Origin of the sequence: Geobacillus sp. B4113_201601, from assembly GCF_001587475.1 — a bacterium.
GTDB classification, from domain to species: domain Bacteria; phylum Bacillota; class Bacilli; order Bacillales; family Anoxybacillaceae; genus Geobacillus; species Geobacillus icigianus.
In genome coordinates, this window is record NZ_LQYX01000041.1 from 1 (window position 1) to 14,989 (window position 14,989).

The 14,989-nt window shown below is 55.7% G+C and carries 18 protein-coding genes; 1 reads left to right on the forward strand and 17 read right to left on the reverse strand.

Annotated elements, in window-relative coordinates; genetic code table 11:
- Positions 1-78: 78 nt before the first annotated feature.
- The 13 genes from B4113_RS06200 to rpsU form a co-directional block, all read right to left on the reverse strand.
- Positions 79-705 (reverse strand): helix-turn-helix transcriptional regulator, encoded by a 627-nt coding sequence (locus B4113_RS06200; RefSeq protein ID WP_255358701.1) that lies wholly within the window; start codon positions 703-705, stop codon positions 79-81.
- Between the two features lie 70 nt (positions 706-775).
- The gene (gene recO, locus B4113_RS06205) at positions 776-1,564 is read right to left on the reverse strand and encodes a DNA repair protein RecO (protein ID WP_033844186.1); all 789 of its coding nucleotides are present in this window, start codon (positions 1,562-1,564) and stop codon (positions 776-778) included.
- A gap of 31 nt (positions 1,565-1,595) precedes the next feature.
- A complete protein-coding gene (locus B4113_RS18585) occupies positions 1,596-1,739 on the reverse strand; it encodes a YqzL family protein (protein ID WP_081897238.1) in 144 nt (47 codons plus the stop codon).
- A 100-nt stretch (positions 1,740-1,839) separates the two neighbouring features.
- Positions 1,840-2,748 carry a GTPase Era gene (gene era / locus B4113_RS06210; protein WP_033018938.1) on the reverse strand — a complete coding sequence of 303 codons (909 nt, stop codon included), beginning with the start codon at positions 2,746-2,748 and terminating at the stop codon, positions 1,840-1,842.
- Positions 2,741-3,139 carry a cytidine deaminase gene (locus B4113_RS06215; RefSeq protein ID WP_033018936.1) on the reverse strand — a complete coding sequence of 133 codons (399 nt, stop codon included), beginning with the start codon at positions 3,137-3,139 and terminating at the stop codon, positions 2,741-2,743. Before B4113_RS06215 ends, era begins: the two co-directional genes overlap by 8 nt.
- Before the next feature lie 125 nt (positions 3,140-3,264).
- Positions 3,265-3,618 (reverse strand): diacylglycerol kinase family protein, encoded by a 354-nt coding sequence (locus B4113_RS06220; protein WP_033018934.1) that lies wholly within the window; start codon positions 3,616-3,618, stop codon positions 3,265-3,267.
- A gap of 2 nt (positions 3,619-3,620) precedes the next feature.
- Complete coding sequence (gene ybeY / locus B4113_RS06225) at positions 3,621-4,091, reverse strand: rRNA maturation RNase YbeY (protein WP_033018932.1); 471 nt, start codon at positions 4,089-4,091, stop codon at positions 3,621-3,623.
- Positions 4,088-6,190 carry an HD family phosphohydrolase gene (locus B4113_RS06230; protein WP_033018931.1) on the reverse strand — a complete coding sequence of 701 codons (2,103 nt, stop codon included), beginning with the start codon at positions 6,188-6,190 and terminating at the stop codon, positions 4,088-4,090. Before B4113_RS06230 ends, ybeY begins: the two co-directional genes overlap by 4 nt.
- Before the next feature lie 51 nt (positions 6,191-6,241).
- A complete protein-coding gene (locus B4113_RS06235) occupies positions 6,242-7,204 on the reverse strand; it encodes a PhoH family protein (protein WP_033018930.1) in 963 nt (320 codons plus the stop codon).
- A 2-nt stretch (positions 7,205-7,206) separates the two neighbouring features.
- A complete protein-coding gene (yqfD, locus tag B4113_RS06240; RefSeq protein WP_033018929.1) occupies positions 7,207-8,394 on the reverse strand; it encodes a sporulation protein YqfD in 1,188 nt (395 codons plus the stop codon).
- 15 nt (positions 8,395-8,409) lie between these two features.
- Positions 8,410-8,694 (reverse strand): sporulation protein YqfC, encoded by a 285-nt coding sequence (yqfC, locus tag B4113_RS06245; RefSeq protein ID WP_033018927.1) that lies wholly within the window; start codon positions 8,692-8,694, stop codon positions 8,410-8,412.
- Positions 8,695-8,798: 104 nt separating this feature from the next.
- Positions 8,799-9,245: a GatB/YqeY domain-containing protein gene (locus B4113_RS06250; RefSeq protein WP_033018926.1), complete on the reverse strand. Its 447-nt coding sequence runs from the start codon at positions 9,243-9,245 to the stop codon at positions 8,799-8,801.
- Positions 9,246-9,274: 29 nt separating this feature from the next.
- On the reverse strand, positions 9,275-9,448 hold the full coding sequence (rpsU, locus tag B4113_RS06255; protein WP_008879912.1) for a 30S ribosomal protein S21: 174 nt from the start codon (positions 9,446-9,448) through the stop codon (positions 9,275-9,277).
- A 168-nt stretch (positions 9,449-9,616) separates the two neighbouring features.
- Here rpsU and B4113_RS06260 point away from each other — a divergent pair, with 168 nt between their 5' ends.
- Positions 9,617-10,546, forward strand: coding sequence for a Na/Pi symporter (locus B4113_RS06260; protein WP_033018924.1), 930 nt, complete (start codon positions 9,617-9,619; stop codon positions 10,544-10,546).
- A gap of 69 nt (positions 10,547-10,615) precedes the next feature.
- On the opposite strand, the gene deoC is transcribed toward B4113_RS06260, so the two are convergent.
- From deoC to prmA, 4 genes are all read right to left on the reverse strand, one after another.
- Positions 10,616-11,287, reverse strand: coding sequence for a deoxyribose-phosphate aldolase (gene deoC, locus B4113_RS06265; protein WP_033018922.1), 672 nt, complete (start codon positions 11,285-11,287; stop codon positions 10,616-10,618).
- 503 nt (positions 11,288-11,790) lie between these two features.
- On the reverse strand, positions 11,791-13,140 hold the full coding sequence (gene mtaB / locus B4113_RS06270; protein ID WP_033018921.1) for a tRNA (N(6)-L-threonylcarbamoyladenosine(37)-C(2))-methylthiotransferase MtaB: 1,350 nt from the start codon (positions 13,138-13,140) through the stop codon (positions 11,791-11,793).
- Between the two features lie 75 nt (positions 13,141-13,215).
- Entirely contained in the window at positions 13,216-13,968 is a 753-nt protein-coding gene (locus B4113_RS06275) for a 16S rRNA (uracil(1498)-N(3))-methyltransferase (protein ID WP_033018920.1), read from the reverse strand.
- A gap of 81 nt (positions 13,969-14,049) precedes the next feature.
- Positions 14,050-14,988, reverse strand: coding sequence for a 50S ribosomal protein L11 methyltransferase (gene prmA / locus B4113_RS06280; protein WP_033018919.1), 939 nt, complete (start codon positions 14,986-14,988; stop codon positions 14,050-14,052).
- Position 14,989: the final 1 nt, after the last annotated feature.

A 14,989-nucleotide genomic window follows, 5' to 3' on the forward strand; every position in this document is an offset into this window, starting at 1 on the left:
ACCCCTGCATCATACCAAGAGGGCTTTTTTTGATCAAGTCCCCGGAAAAGCTCCTAACGGGAATGCTCCTTTTTTCCGTCACACATCATCTTTGGCTAATGAGACAAATGCTTTCGTCATGTTCGTTTTTGTAATGCGGCCGATCACTTCATATCCCTTTTCCGTCTTGCGCACGACCGGCATGGCATCGATTTGCTTTTCAATCAGCTGTTCGGCTACATCGATGAGCGAGTCATCTTTGTAACAGACGGCGATATTCGGCATCCGCGTCATAATAATATTGACAGGGATGGCCGTCAGTTCTTGCTTGCCGAGGCTTGCCCGCAACAAATCTTTTCGCGACAACACCCCGGCAAGAAGCGACTCGTCATCGACGACGAACAAGGTGCCGACATCTTCGAGAAACATTGTGACGATCGCGTCGTAGACGCTGACGTTTTCATTGACGACGACCGGAATCGACTGATAGTCTTCGACCTTCATCTTTTTGATTTTATCGGCAAACAGCTGTGTGCCTGTTTTTCCTGTGTAAAAATAGCCGACGCGCGGACGGGCTTCCAAGTAGCCGGCCATCGTTAAAATGGCCAAATCCGGCCGCAGCGTCGCCCGGGTTAAATTCAGCTTTTCGGCAATGCTCTCGCCGGTGATCGGCCCGTAATCTTTGACAATTTGCAAAATTTGCTCTTGGCGTTTATTCAGTTCGATCGTCGCTCACCACCTTGCCCAAAGGTCCCACACGCTATCATTCTCATTTATATTATACTACACGAACCGTTTACAAGGAAAATGGCTCCCCCTGCCCGCCGCTCGGGCCAAGCTTGTCCCGCAGCTCGTCGATCTGCGCCAAAAAACGCTTCGTTTTGAGCGTGAGGCCCGTATACTCCTCGTAATAGGCAGACAAGACCGCTTTCAGCTCCGCTCTTGTGCTTGCTTTAACGGAAACGGCACCCAGTCGGCTGAGGTCAAAGCGGGAAAAGAGGCGCAGCAGCCGGACTGAAGCGGGAGACAGCGGCAACCGGTGCGGATCCGCCGCTTCACAGCGATGGCAAAGAAAGCCCGCCTCCTTGATCGAGAAGGAAAAGCGCCCGACGGTCGCCCCGCAGCGGGCGCAGCGGTCGAGCAGCGGCGGCACGCCAAGCACGGAGAGCATCTTCATCTCATAAATGAAGGTTAAAATCTCGGCATCGCGCCCTTCGCTCATATAGCGCAACGTCTGCAGCAGCAAGGCAAACAAGTGCGGGTTGCTCTTTTGCTCTTCCGTCCCTTTATCGGTGAGCTCGACAAGGTAGGCGGCATATGCCGCGGCAAACAAATCCTCGCGCAACATCCGCATCGAATCGATCAGCTCCCCTTGCTGGAGAACGCCGACCCCGCGGCTGCGGCGCACGACGTAGCGCCCGTAACAGAGCGGCTGCGTTACAGCAGAAAGGCGGCTGCTTGGCTTTTTTGCGCCCCTTGCCATGGCAGCCACCTTTCCCCATTCTCGCGTAAACAAGGTCACAATTTTGTTCGTTTCCCCGTAGTCGACCGTCCGCATGACGATCGCTTCGCACGTTTCGTACATCTCATCACCACCGCTTCCATCCATGACGATGCTATGAGATCGGCTGATCGATTTCTTCCTGTTCGGCATGTTGTTCTTCGCCGTACAGCTTTTGCTCCCGCTCTAGTTCTTTAAACAAAAGGTACGTATCGATATTGCCTGTTTGGCTAAACAGCTTCCACGTAAACTCAAGCATGGAATGACACCTCTTTCCGCCTGCAGGCATGGCGTATTGGCCTTGTGTTTATAGGGTGGCTCGGGCCAAAACGGTTTATGTCGCGTAAATTTTTCTAGCGTCAATACTCCTCTTCGCGAAATCCAAAGTCACGCAGCTGCGCCAGCCGGTTGCGCCAGTCTTTCTGCACTTTCACCCACAGCTCCAAAAACACTCTCGACCCAAGCAGCGCTTCAATGTCGGCGCGCGCCCGCTGCCCGATTTCTTTCAGCATGCGGCCTTGTTTGCCGATGATAATGCCCTTTTGCGAATCGCGCTCCACAATGATGACGGCGCCAATGTAGACCACGCCCGTCTCCTCGCGCCGCTCGATCCGTTCGATGACGACGGCGATCGAATGCGGAACCTCCTCGCGCGTCAAATGAAGCGCTTTCTCGCGAATGAGCTCAGCGATGATAAACTGTTCGGGGTGGTCGGTAATTTGATCGGGCGGATAATATTGCGGACCTTCCGGCAGCCGCTGTTTAATCTGTTCAATCAAGCGTTCGACATTGTTTCCTTCGAGCGCGGAAATCGGCACAATTTCTGCAAACGGGTACAACCCGCGGTACTGCTCAATGAGCGGCAGCAATTCATCCGGATGGACGCGGTCGATTTTGTTGATGACTAAAAACACCGGGGTGTCGACTTCCTTTAGGCGCTCGATAATGAACGCCTCCCCGCGGCCAAACCCTTCCTCGGCGTTGACCATGAACAGGATGACATCGACCTCGCGCAGCGCGTTGAGCGCCACTTTCATCATAAAATCGCCGAGTTTATGCTTCGGCTTGTGCACCCCAGGAGTGTCGATAAAGATGATTTGCGCGTCATCATCCGTGTAAATGCCTTGGATTTTGTTGCGCGTCGTCTGCGGCTTATCGCTCATAATGGCGATTTTTTGCCCGATGACGCGGTTTAAAAACGTCGATTTGCCTACGTTTGGTCTTCCGATGATCGCGACGAATCCTGATTTGTATCCTTCTTTATTCATGCATATCCTCCGCTGCAAAAGCTTCCGGCAGCAATTCGCTGACCGTTACAATTTTTACATCGCCTTTTAAGTTCGCTAAAATGACGTTCATCCCACTCGGGCAAAGTTCGGCGATCACTTGGCGGCAGGCGCCGCACGGCGGCACTGGGCGGGGCGCGTCGGCAATGACCGCCAACGCCACAAATTCCCGTTCCCCTTCCGAATACGCTTTGAACAGCGCCGTTCGCTCGGCGCAGTTGCACAAGCTGTAAGCGGCATTTTCAATATTGCAGCCGCGGTAGACGGCGCCGCTTTCGGTCAAGAGCGCGGCGCCGACTTTGAATTTGGAGTAAGGGACATAAGCGAGTTCGCGCGCTTGTTTCGCTTCAGCAATAAGCGATTCGATGTTCACGGGTGACTCTTCCTTTCCTGCGGGCAATCCACGCTGCTTTCTTTTATTTTACAAAAAACACGTTTGAATTTCATCATTTGAAATCAAAATGTAACAGAAAAATTAGAATTTTCTCTTTCCTTCGCTCAACGAAGATGCGGCCAAAACAAGAGCACCGCGATGACGACAGCGAACCCGGACGCGACTAGCACCGCGGCCGCGGCGATGTCTTTCGCTGCTTTGGCGAGCGGATGGAACTTGTCCGTCGCCAAATCAACAACGCGTTCAATGGCCGTATTGACCAGCTCCAACGTGATGACCGCGCCCGCCGCCAACACGAGCACGACCCATTCCCAGCGCGACAATCCGACGGCCCAACCGGCAATACAGGCGGCAACGGCGGCCGCTAAGTGGAAGCGCAGATGGGCCTCCTCTTTGACCGCCACCTTCATTCCCGCCCACGCCCACGCGAAACGATCCCGCTCCCGCCGCAAGCGCATGGCTATCTCGTCAATCCAAGCCGCGTCAATATCTCTTCTTGCTTGGCAAACATGACGCGCTCCTCTTCTTCTGTTTCATGATCATAGCCAAGCAGATGCAAAAAGCCGTGGACAGCCAAAAATCCGAGCTCACGCATGAGCGAATGGCCGTATTCGGCCGCCTGCTCCTTTGCCCTCGGCACTGAAATGACGATGTCGCCAAGCGCCAGCGGCAAATCGGCGCCGGTGATGCCAATCTCCCCTTCCCCTTCCTCTTCCAAGGCGAACGAGAGCACGTCGGTTGGCGCATCTTTTCCCCGGTAATCGCGGTTCATGACGCGAATGCGCTCGTTGTCGACGAATGAAACGCACACTTCGGCCCCGTCCGGCACGTTTTCCACGGCGGCGGCCTCCGCGAGCAGCCGCTCGATCGTCTCAAGCTGCTCGCGGGTCATTTCATTCGTTTCGTCAATAAAATCAATGTGAATCGTCATGCATGTTTCACCTTTTCTTTCTGTACTTCCGGATATTCAATGCGCGAGTGGAACACACCGTTTAGCGTCTCGCAAAGCGAACGGGCGACAAGCTCCAACTCTTTGAGGGTGATGTCGCATTCGTTCAACTGATTGTCTTGCAGACGGTCAGCAATGATCGAGCGCACCACCTTCTCGATTTTTTCCGGCGATGGGTTGGCGAGCGAACGGACCGCGGCTTCGACGCTGTCGGCGATGTTGATGACCGCCGCCTCTTTCGTCTGCGGCTTCGGTCCGGGATAACGAAACTCTGCTTCCGAAACCCATTCGCTCTGCTCGCACGCCTTATGGTAAAAGTATTTCAGCAGCGTTGTGCCGTGATGCTGTTCGGCGATGTCGATGATTTCCTTTGGCAGTCGGTGCCTGCGGAGCAAGGCGACGCCGTCGGCGACGTGGGCGATAATAATATTTTTGCTCAGCTGCGGCGACAAATGATCATGTGGATTGCCGCCCATTTGATTTTCGATGAAATACCGAGGCCGCTTCGTCTTGCCGATGTCATGGTAGTAGCAGGCGACGCGCGCCAGCAGGCCGTTGGCGCCGATCGCCTCGCACGCCGCTTCGGCCAGATTGGCGACCATGATGCTATGGTGATACGTCCCCGGCGCTTCGGTAAGCAATTTGCGCAAAAGCGGATGGTTCGGGTTCGACAGCTCGATGAGCCGCAGCGGCGACAAAATGCCGAACGCCGCCTCCAGCACCGGCAGAAGGCCGATCGTCAAAATGACGGAAAACACGCTTGAGGCCGCGGCCATCAGCGCCATCAAACCGATTTCCGTCAGCGAATAACGGCCGTTTTTCAAAAGCAGGAGCGATAAAAGCGAAACCGTTTGAACGAAAGCGACCAGCACCCCGGTCCGCCAAATGTTCGCCTTCGCCAGCTCCTTCGGCAGGCCAAACGTTCCGGCCAAACCGCCGGCGAGCAAATACACGGCCAACGATACGGACATCGTTCCGGCAGCTCCCATTTCTTCGTTGAACAGCAAGCTCCCGCACACCGCCCCGATGATGGCCGTCATGACCGAAAGCCGCTCGCCAAGCAAAAGGCGCACCAACATCGGGCCGAACGCCGCCGGCACCAAATAGCCGACCGGGACGGCGCTTCCGGAAGGCAACAGGCGAATCAAAACCATCGCCGCCATCATCCCCGTCAAAACGGCGGTATAAAGCGACAGCTTCTCATTCGTCGGCTCGTGGCGAAAATAGTACATGAGCGGGGCGAGCAAGAGGAGCACAAACATTCCCAACCCGGCGGCCGTAAAGGATGGACGGTCGCTTTCAAGCAAGCCGACGAGCTCAAGCCGCCGATAAATATCGCTTGTAATGAATTGCCCTTCTTCCACGATCACTTGTCCTTGCAAAATTTTCACCGGCTTCACTTCATCCATCGCCTGACGCCGTTTCTCCTCGGTCGCCGTCCGATCGTAGACGACGTTCGGGATCACCGCTCGCCGGCAAAGCTTGGCAACCGGTTCGCGAAGCGCCGGCGGCAGAGCGGCGTATTCAATCTCGTTGGCCGCCTGTTCGCGGGCGGCCTCCAAATCGTTTTGTGAAATGCGTTCGCTCATGGCCGCATGAACGGCGGTGAGCGCCGCCTCCTTCGCCGTCTTCAGCTCTGAAGGCGCGGCGCTGAGCAGGCGCTGCCATTCCTCTGCCGACAAATAGGCGAACCATTCCGGCGGCAACCGCTCCTCGAGTTTGGCCGCCATCCCGCCCGCCGCGCGGTCCGATTCGGCCTCCTTTTGCACGCTCTCAATCGCCGCAAACAGCGAGGAAAGAAGGTCGACCCGGTTTTCAGCGTATTCTTTTTTCAACGTGTAAACATCCGCTACTTTCGCCGCCGCCTCTTCCTTCAGCTGGGCGGTCGCCTCTTTATCTTCCACCGTCACCGGGGAGCGAATCGTTTCCTTGGCGACGTCAAACAGGCGCAGTTCATATTGGCGCGGCTTGACTTGCCAGTACAAAACAGCAAACAACAGAACGGCCAAAAACAAAAACAGACAGAAGCGGACGAAACGGACCGTTTTTGTCCGCTCAAGAAAAAAACGAAGCCTTCCCACCGGTTTTCCCCTCGCTTTTCAAAAAGGCGCGGCCGCCCGTTGCGCAGTTTTTTATAAGCCGGCCTCGCCATAAGCGTCAATGATTTTGGCAACGAGCGGATGGCGGACGACATCCGACTGTTCTAAAAATACGAAGGCGATGCCGCTGATCGAAGCCAGAAGGCGCTTGGCGACGGAGAGGCCTGATTCGACTCCCCGCGGCAAGTCGACTTGGGAAATATCGCCTGTAATCACCATTTTCGATCCGAAGCCAAGCCGGGTCAGAAACATTTTCATTTGCGCCGGCGTGGTGTTTTGCGCCTCATCTAGAATGACGAAGGCATCGTCCAACGTTCTCCCGCGCATGTAGGCGAGCGGGGCGATTTCGATCGTCCCTCGCTCAATGAGCCGCTGCGTCTGCTCAACGCCGAGCACATCATGCAACGCATCATAGAGCGGCCGCAAATACGGATCGACTTTCTCTTTCAAATCGCCGGGCAAAAAGCCAAGGCTTTCTCCCGCCTCGACCGCCGGGCGGGTGAGGATGATGCGCTTGACGCTTCCGGCTTTCAGCGCCTTGACGGCCATAACGACCGCCAAATACGTTTTCCCGGTGCCAGCCGGGCCGATGCCGAACGTCAAATCGTGCTGTTCGATCGCAGCCACATAATAGCGCTGCCCCAATGTTTTGACGCGGATCGGCTTTCCTTTGGCGTTTTTCACGATCTCTTGGTCATACAGCTGAACGAGGCCGTCAAGCGCCCCCTTTTTCGCCAGCTGGATCGCATACATCACATCGCGCTCCCCGACCGCCACCCCTTTGCGAATGACGATGAGCAAATGGCGCAAAAGCTCATCGACAAGCTGGACTTGCTGGGGCGGGCCGGAAACGTTGACCGTTTCCCCGCGCGTCACAATGGAGACGCCAAGCTCTTCTTCCATCCGTTTCAAGTGGGCATCATGGACGCCAAAGAGCGCAGCCGCTTCCTGTTGATTTCGCACGTGTTGGCTGATCGTAACGAACTGCTCTGACATTCTCAATCTCCTTGAACAATGGGTTGTGGTACAGCAATGTTTTCAATGACTTCATAATGCAATTCTACCCTTACTTTACCATTCTCTTTCTCCTGATGCAAAACTTTTTCGCCGCGGATGGCCGCCTCCTCCGGCAGTTTGGCCCGCAGTTCGCGGCGGGCGATGCGCCTTGCTTCCGCGAACGCTTCTTCCCACGTGTAGCTCCGCTTCACCGCTTCCGCCTCGCGGATGATGACACGTTCATAATAAAAAGGCAAGTCCCATTTCCAAAAGCGAAACGGCCGCTTTTCTCTTTCAACAACCATATGGGAAAACGGCGGCTTCTCCCATCCCCAGACCGGGATGGACAGTCGGCCGATCCCGATATAATGGCGCGCCATCGCTTTTCCCGTCAACACATGAAACGTCGTCTCCAGCGGCAGGACAACGGTAGACTTGTACCATGTTTCGCCAAACACCTTCCCGTTAGCCGGCACAAATTTCGTTCGCCCTTCGGCGCCGATGATGCCCGAGACGAGCAGCTGCCCTTTTTGCACGTAATCGTTGACGGAAACGAGCGGTTGTCCTTCTTCAACGAATAAGTCCACCACCACCGCCTCTTTTTTCGCGACCAAATGGCGCGGCGGAAGCGGTTGTTTCGGTTCGGGAATTTCCTTTTCCACCACTTGAAAATGAAGCGATGTCCCTTTCCATTCCACCCCGACCCACGTAATGTCGCGAATTCGTTCCGTCAACTTTTTTTGTAGCGTTTCCGGGTCGTCGAGCAAAAATTGGAATGCGCCGCGCTCCACTCCCATCCGCTTCAGCTCGCGGATGATTTGATGCTCGGTCTCCGGCGTCGCCCCCTCGATGTCGATGTTCCACACGACGTTCGACAGCAAAAACACCCCCGCTAGAAAAACGAGCAGGCCAAGCCAAAACCCGCTGTTTCGCCAAACCCGGCGCCAAAAAAACGGCAAGCCGGTTCGGCCGACAAACGAGAGTTTGCATCCGCTTTTCCGGGCGATATGGCGCAGCTGTTTTACATCGCTGAGCCTAATGAAGAACGTCACGGTATCCGCGCTATGCTTTTTCACGTTCCAAACAGCCATCCCTTGGCGGACGCAGGCGTTGATCAATCGTTCGATCCCTTTTCCTCTCACTTTGACCCGCACGCTGCCGGCAAGCGTGTCGACCCATTCGTTCTTCATCCCCGTTCCTCCTCGCTATTTATCGATATACGTTACTTGGTTAATTTTTCCTTCCAACAAAATTTCCTCCGGCAATATCGTTTTAATGACAAATTGTTCGCCGCGGACAATAAGCTGGCCGTTTCGCAGCAACAAGCGGAGCTCTTTATCGCTGAAGGCGAGCAGCCCGCGGTGGTTTTCAATGTAAATATGGATTTGGCCAATCATCGTAATGCGAGGCAAATCCATCATAATGTCGGCGGGAAGCTCGAGCGTTTCCGCCATCCACCGCTTCACCTGCTGGCGCCACCTTTTCACCATCAAAAAAGAACCCCCTTTCATCTCATATGTATGAGACAAAAGGGGGTTCTAGCACCGCTTTTCAAAAACGATGGGCCCGCCTGTCCGGCAAGGCCCATCGCCCATTATGACAACTGTTGTCGCACGAGTTGATTGACGAGCGAACCATCTGCTTTCCCTTTCACCTTCGGCATGATCGCGCTCATCACTTTTCCCATATCCGCTTTCGAAGAAGCGCCGACTTCTTTGATCGTCTCTGCGATCAGTTCGCGGAGCTCCTCTTCCGTCAGCGGCTTCGGCATATACGACTGAACGATTTCAATTTCGGTTTTTGCCTTTTCGACTAGATCTGAACGGCCAGCGTTTTCAAATTCGTGGAGGGAGTCTTTACGCTGCTTCAGTTCACGGGAAAGAACCGTCAGCTCTTCGTCCTCGGACAGCGCGCTTTTGCCGAGCTTGATCGCTTCGTTTTGCAGCGCCGCCTTCAGCATGCGGAGAACGGACAGCTTTTCTTTCTCCTTGCTTTTCATCGCCTGCTTCATATCGTTATTCAAACGATCGAGAAGACTCACCGACTATACACCCTCTTTAATGCGTGCTCTTAGTGCTTGCGCTTTCTCGCCGCTTCAGATTTTTTCTTCCGTCTGACGCTTGGCTTTTCGTAAAATTCACGCTTTCTCACTTCTTGCAAAGTGCCTGTTTTCGAAACGGCACGCTTAAAGCGACGAAGAGCGTCATCGATCGACTCGTTTTTGCGCACGATCGTTTTGGACATCCTGCTTCCCTCCCTCCGAACACCAACCATTGCATATTGTACTTGTCAATTATAATACATGCCGATCGAAAAGGTCAATACAAAAAGCGCGCGGCGTTCGTCTTCCGAAAAAGCGGTCATTGCCGACGGACAAGGCCCATACATATAGGATGAAGGGAGAGAGCGCCGATGGGTTCACTCTTTGTGCTGTTGGCCGTTTACACCGCTATTTTTCTTCTCGGCATGTTGATGATGCGGGCGGGGCTTTACACGTTGTCCGGCGACCGAATGAACGAATGGCTGATGCGCTTTACGGCCAAACCTTGGCAATCGTTTCTCACCGGCTTGGCGACAACCGCGCTTGTGCAAAGTAGTTCGGCCGTGATGGTGATGACCGTCGGCTTGGTCGCCACCGGCTACTTATCGTTCCGGCAGTCCATCGGCATCATCTTAGGCAGCAACATCGGTTCGACGCTCACGACGGAGCTGATGACGCTCGATCTCGGCGAGGGCGCCATTCCGCTTCTTTTGGGGGGCGCGCTGCTCGTTTTTCTCGGCCGCCGTCGGTTCCTTTACGGCATCGGCATGGCGGTCGCCGGTCTGGCCGTCTTGCTGTTTGCCATGGACGGTTTTTCAAGCTTGGCGAGGCCGCTGGCCGCCTATCCGTTTGTCAACGTCTGGCTTCAGGAGACGAACCGCTCGACGGCCGCCGGTTTGCTTGTCGGCATCGCCTTGACCGCGCTCGTCCATTCCAGTGCAGCGACGATCGGCATCGCCATGGGGTTTGTAAACGAACAATTGTTGACGCTGCCAGCTGCCATTGCCATTTTGCTTGGCGCGAACATCGGGACGTGCATCACCGGCCTGCTGGCGTCGATCGGGGCCGGCAAGGAGGCGCGGCTGACCGCCTACACCCATCTGTGGCTGAACGTCGCCGGCGTCGCCGTGTTTGCCTTTTTCACCGCTCCGCTCGCCCGCTTCGCCGCTTTGCTCAGCCCGGCCCCGGACGTGCAGCTCGCCCATGTCAGCGTCGTGTTTAACGTTGTTTGTTCCGTCGCCGCGTTGCCGTTTGTCGGCGCCATTGAGCGGGCCATGATCCGTTTGCACGGCAGCCGCTGAGCTTAGTGGAAGACATCGGTGGACGGCGGCGATGTTTCCTTCGAACGAAGCGCTAGGCGGCCGTCGAGCTTAATAGCCGGCGCCGCCCGTTTGCCCGCGGACAATCGCCACCCCGGAGCTCGTCCCGATGCGCGTCGCCCCGGCTGCGATCATCGCTTCGGCCGTTTCCCGATCGCGCACGCCGCCGGACGCTTTGACGCCCGCTTTGTCACCGACCGTCCGCCGCATGAGCGCCACGTCCTCGACCGTCGCGCCGCCGCCGGAGAATCCGGTCGACGTTTTCACGTAATCGGCCCCCGCCTTCACCGCCAATTGGCAGGCGCGCACTTTTTCTTCATCGGTCAGCAAAGCCGTTTCGATAATCACTTTCACCAGCGCTTTTCCGGCCGCCGCCTCGACGACAGCGCGAATGTCGCGCTCAACAAGCTCATCATCGCCGCTTTTTAACGCGCCGATGTTGATCACCATATCCACCTCGCCGGCGCCGTTTTCGATGGCGTTATTCGTTTCAAACGCCTTTGTTTCCGGCGTTGTCGCCCCCAGCGGAAAACCGATGACGGTGCAAACGCGGACATCGGTGCCGGAAAGCTCGCGCGCCGCCGCTTTCACCCACGCCGGGTTGACACAGACGGAGGCGAAGCCGTATTGTTTCGCTTCGCGGCATAGTTGAATGATTTGTTCTTCCGTCGCCTCTGGCTTGAGCAGCGTATGATCGATCATTTTGGCCATATTCTCTGTCATGGAACATCGCTCCTTTCTCCTGCTACTGCAAAAAATGAAAGGTCTGACGTCTACCATCATACCATGTCGTTACCATAAAAACTAGCCGCCATCCGTATCGTCTCCCATTTCATCTTCCGGCGAGCTTGTTAGCCTGCTCGAGAGAAATGGACGGAAAAAGATCCATGGGCAGCGGTCCGCCCTCCGCTCAGAGATGAACATCACCGCCTGCGGGCACGGGATTTTTACGGAAAGATCCATGGACGGCGATCCGCCCTTCACCCGGGGATGAAAATCCGCGTCAGTTCGGCATTTTCATGGGGAGCGATGTAACAGCGACCCAAGGATGAAAGTGACCGCTTGCTGACGGGATTTTCGCAGAGAAGTTCCATGAGCAGCACGATCCGCCCTCCACCCAAGGATGAAAATCCATGTCAGTTCGCTATTTTCACCGAAAACAAAAACCCAGCCTAAAGGCTGGGAAGTATGAGGCGGACGCGCTTAGCCTAAATCGGCCATTGGGATTAGGAACTTAATTTTACCGATCGGACGGCCTCATCCGGCACAACGCGGACAAACTCGCCTTCGTTATACGGGTAGCCGGCTTTGGTGATCTTCACTTTCACCAGTTCGCCAATCAGCTCGTCGGACGCTGGAAAACGGACTTTCAAGTAATTATCGGTGTAACCAACGTACAAGTGCGGCTCTTCTTTGTCGCGCTCTTCCGGGATGACTTCAAGCACTTGCCCTTCAAACTGCGAGGCGTATTCTTTCGCCAGCTGGTCGGAAAGGGCGATCAAGCGGCGGACGCGGTCGTGCTTCGTCTCTTCATCAATTTGATCCGGCATGCGCGCCGCCGGCGTGCCGGTCCGCTTCGAATACGGGAAAACGTGAAGCTCGGAAAACCGCTGCTCGCGAATAAAGTTGTACGTCTCCATAAATTCCTCTTCCGTTTCACCAGGGAAGCCGACGATGACATCTGAGGTCACCGCCAGTTCCGGAAACACGTCGCGCAGCCGGGTGAGCCGCTCGGCGTAAAATTCCACCGTATATTTGCGGCGCATCCGCTTCAGCACCGTATTCGACCCCGATTGGAGCGGGATGTGCAAGTGGCGGACGATTTTGTCCGACCGCCGCAAAACTTCGATGACTTCATCGGTCAGCTGGCTCGCCTCGATGGATGAAATGCGGAGCCGCTTCAGCCCCGGCACTTGCTCGTCCAAATCGCGCAACAAGGCGGCAAAATTATAGTCTTTCAGATCGGTGCCATAACCGCCGGTGTGAATGCCGGTCAGCACGATTTCTTTGTAGCCGGCGGCGACGAGCTGGCGCGCCTGACGGATGATCTCCTGCGGGTCGCGCGAGCGCATTAAGCCGCGCGCCCATGGAATGATGCAAAACGTGCAAAAGTTGTTGCACCCTTCTTGGATTTTCAGCGACGCCCGCGTCCGGTCGGTGAATTCCGGCACATCCATCTCCTCAAAGACGCGCGTTTTCATGATATTATGGACGGCATTGATCGGCTGCCGTTCGCGCTGAAACTGCTCAATGTACTCTAACATTTTATGGCGGTCTTGCGTGCCGATGACAATATCAACACCCGGAATGGCCATCACCTCAGCCGGCGATGTTTGCGCGTAGCAGCCGGTCACGCAAACGACGGCGTCCGGATTGCGGCGCACCGCGCGGCGGATGACTTGACGGCTTTTTTTGTCGCCGGTGTTCGTCACCGTGCACGTATTGATCACATAAACATCGGCGCGGCTTTCAAACTCTTTCCGTTCGTAGCCGGCCTGTTTAAACAGCTGCCAGATCGCTTCCGTTTCATAGTGATTGACTTTGCAGCCCAATGTATGAAAAGCCACTGTTGGCATCGCATTCACCTCACTCTATTCCCCCGCTCGGTCGCAGGGGGGATTTCGGTCGTCCGCGGATCGCTTATCCGCAGGCTACCTTCGCAGCTCCCACTCATAGGAAGCAGCGGCAAGCAAATAAAGTGGCGCCGTCTCCGTCCGCAAAATGCGCGGCCCGAGGCTGCACGGCAAAAAGCCGTGCTGTTCGAGTCGTTCCGCTTCTTCCGCGCTGAATCCTCCCTCCGGCCCAAAGACGGCCAAAAGCGAGCCTCCGGGCGCTAGGTCGGTCAAAAGGGCCGGGAGCGAAGCGTGCCGCCCTCGGCGCGCTTCCTCCTCATAAGCGAACAGCCGAACGTCAACCGTTTCGCCAAACGCAACGAGCTCGGCCAACGAAAGCGGCGCCCGCACGTCCGGCACCACGGTTCGCTCGGCCTGTTCAGCCGCCTCTTTGGCGATTTTTTTCCACCGCTCCACCTTTTTCTCCGCTTTTTTGTCCTCCCATTTGACGAGCGAACGAGCGGCAGCAAACGGCAAAAAACCGGCCGCCCCGAGCTCCGTCCCTTTTTGGATGACAAGCTCCCATTTGTCCCCTTTCGGCAGCCCTTGCGCGATATAAATGCGCACCGGCAGTTCACGCCGCTCCTCTTTCCATTGTACAATACGGGCTTGCACTTGCTCATTGGCAATTTGTTCAATTTGGCAAACCGCCGTGCGCCCGTCCGGAAACACGCAGGCAATCGCCGCGCCCGGTTTCATGCGCATGACGCGAGCGATATGATGGGCGTCATCGCCGCTGATCGCGACGATTTCCCCGCGCCGTGCCTGTTCGGAAACGAAATAGCGCTGCAACCGACATCCCTTCTTTGCTTACGGTTTCGTGAAACAACGATCGCAACAAAACGGTTTCGTCGAAGGCCGCCTCCTGTTTGCTTACGGTTTCGCGGCGACCAACGCCACCCAATCTTCCATCACCTTCGTATCGGCGATCGCAAATCCTAAAGCGAGCAATTCGTTTTGGACCTCTTGTTTTTTCGCCTGAATGATGCCCGAGACGATCAAGCGGCCGCCCGGCTTCAACAGCCGGTAGGCGTCGCCGGCAAAGCGCAAAATGATTTCCGCCAAAATGTTGGCGACGATCACGTCAGCCGGTTCCTCGATATGGTCAAGCAAATTGTTTTGTGAGACCGTTACGATATGCTGCACCTTATTGAGCTTCACGTTCAGCCGCGCGCTGTCGACCGCCACCGGATCCAAATCGAGCGCCCGCACCGACCGGGCGCCGAGCATCGCCGCGGCGATGCTTAAAATGCCGGAGCCGGTGCCAACATCAATGACCTCGTCGCCAGGGCGCACGTATTTTTCAAGCGCCTGCAGGCACATGACCGTCGTCGGGTGCGTGCCGGTGCCAAACGCCATGCCCGGGTCCATTTCGATGATCAGCTCGTCGTCGGAAGCCGGTTCATACGTCTCCCACGTTGGCACGACCGTAAACTTTTCCGATACTTTGACCGGGTGGTAATGCTTTTTCCACGCCGTCGCCCATTCTTCCTCATTCACTTCGCTCAACGTAATTTTATTTTTGCCAAGGTCAATATCGTATAGCCATAAATTGTTAATCGCCTGCTTAATTTGTTCCACCGTTTCGCCAAGAAAGCTGTTGACCGGCAAATATGCCTTAATGATGACCCCTTCTTCCGGATAATCGTCGGGATTGAGCTCGACGATCTCTCCGTACCAATCGTCGCGGTCTTTGACAAGGTCGTACGAGTCCTCAATGACCACGCCGCCGGCGCCGGCTTCATGCAAAATGTTCGAAATCGCTTCGACCGCTTCGTGCGTCGTATGGATGCTGATTTCTGACCATTTCATC

Bases quoted from the DNA above. Each gene is read 5' to 3' on its own strand.
- recO (WP_033844186.1), bottom strand. From the start codon at position 1,564: ATGTACGAAACGTGCGAAGCGATCGTCATGCGGACGGTCGACTACGGG.
- B4113_RS18585 (WP_081897238.1), bottom strand. From the start codon at position 1,739: ATGCTTGAGTTTACGTGGAAGCTGTTTAGCCAAACAGGCAATATCGAT.
- era (WP_033018938.1), bottom strand. From the start codon at position 2,748: ATGAATAAAGAAGGATACAAATCAGGATTCGTCGCGATCATCGGAAGA.
- B4113_RS06220 (WP_033018934.1), bottom strand. From the start codon at position 3,618: ATGCGCTTGCGGCGGGAGCGGGATCGTTTCGCGTGGGCGTGGGCGGGA.
- ybeY (WP_033018932.1), bottom strand. From the start codon at position 4,091: ATGACGATTCACATTGATTTTATTGACGAAACGAATGAAATGACCCGC.
- B4113_RS06235 (WP_033018930.1), bottom strand. From the start codon at position 7,204: ATGTCAGAGCAGTTCGTTACGATCAGCCAACACGTGCGAAATCAACAG.
- yqfD (WP_033018929.1), bottom strand. From the start codon at position 8,394: ATGAAGAACGAATGGGTCGACACGCTTGCCGGCAGCGTGCGGGTCAAA.
- yqfC (WP_033018927.1), bottom strand. From the start codon at position 8,694: ATGGTGAAAAGGTGGCGCCAGCAGGTGAAGCGGTGGATGGCGGAAACG.
- rpsU (WP_008879912.1), bottom strand. From the start codon at position 9,448: ATGTCCAAAACGATCGTGCGCAAAAACGAGTCGATCGATGACGCTCTT.
- B4113_RS06260 (WP_033018924.1), top strand. From the start codon at position 9,617: ATGGGTTCACTCTTTGTGCTGTTGGCCGTTTACACCGCTATTTTTCTT.
- deoC (WP_033018922.1), bottom strand. From the start codon at position 11,287: ATGACAGAGAATATGGCCAAAATGATCGATCATACGCTGCTCAAGCCA.
- mtaB (WP_033018921.1), bottom strand. From the start codon at position 13,140: ATGCCAACAGTGGCTTTTCATACATTGGGCTGCAAAGTCAATCACTAT.
- prmA (WP_033018919.1), bottom strand. From the start codon at position 14,988: ATGAAATGGTCAGAAATCAGCATCCATACGACGCACGAAGCGGTCGAA.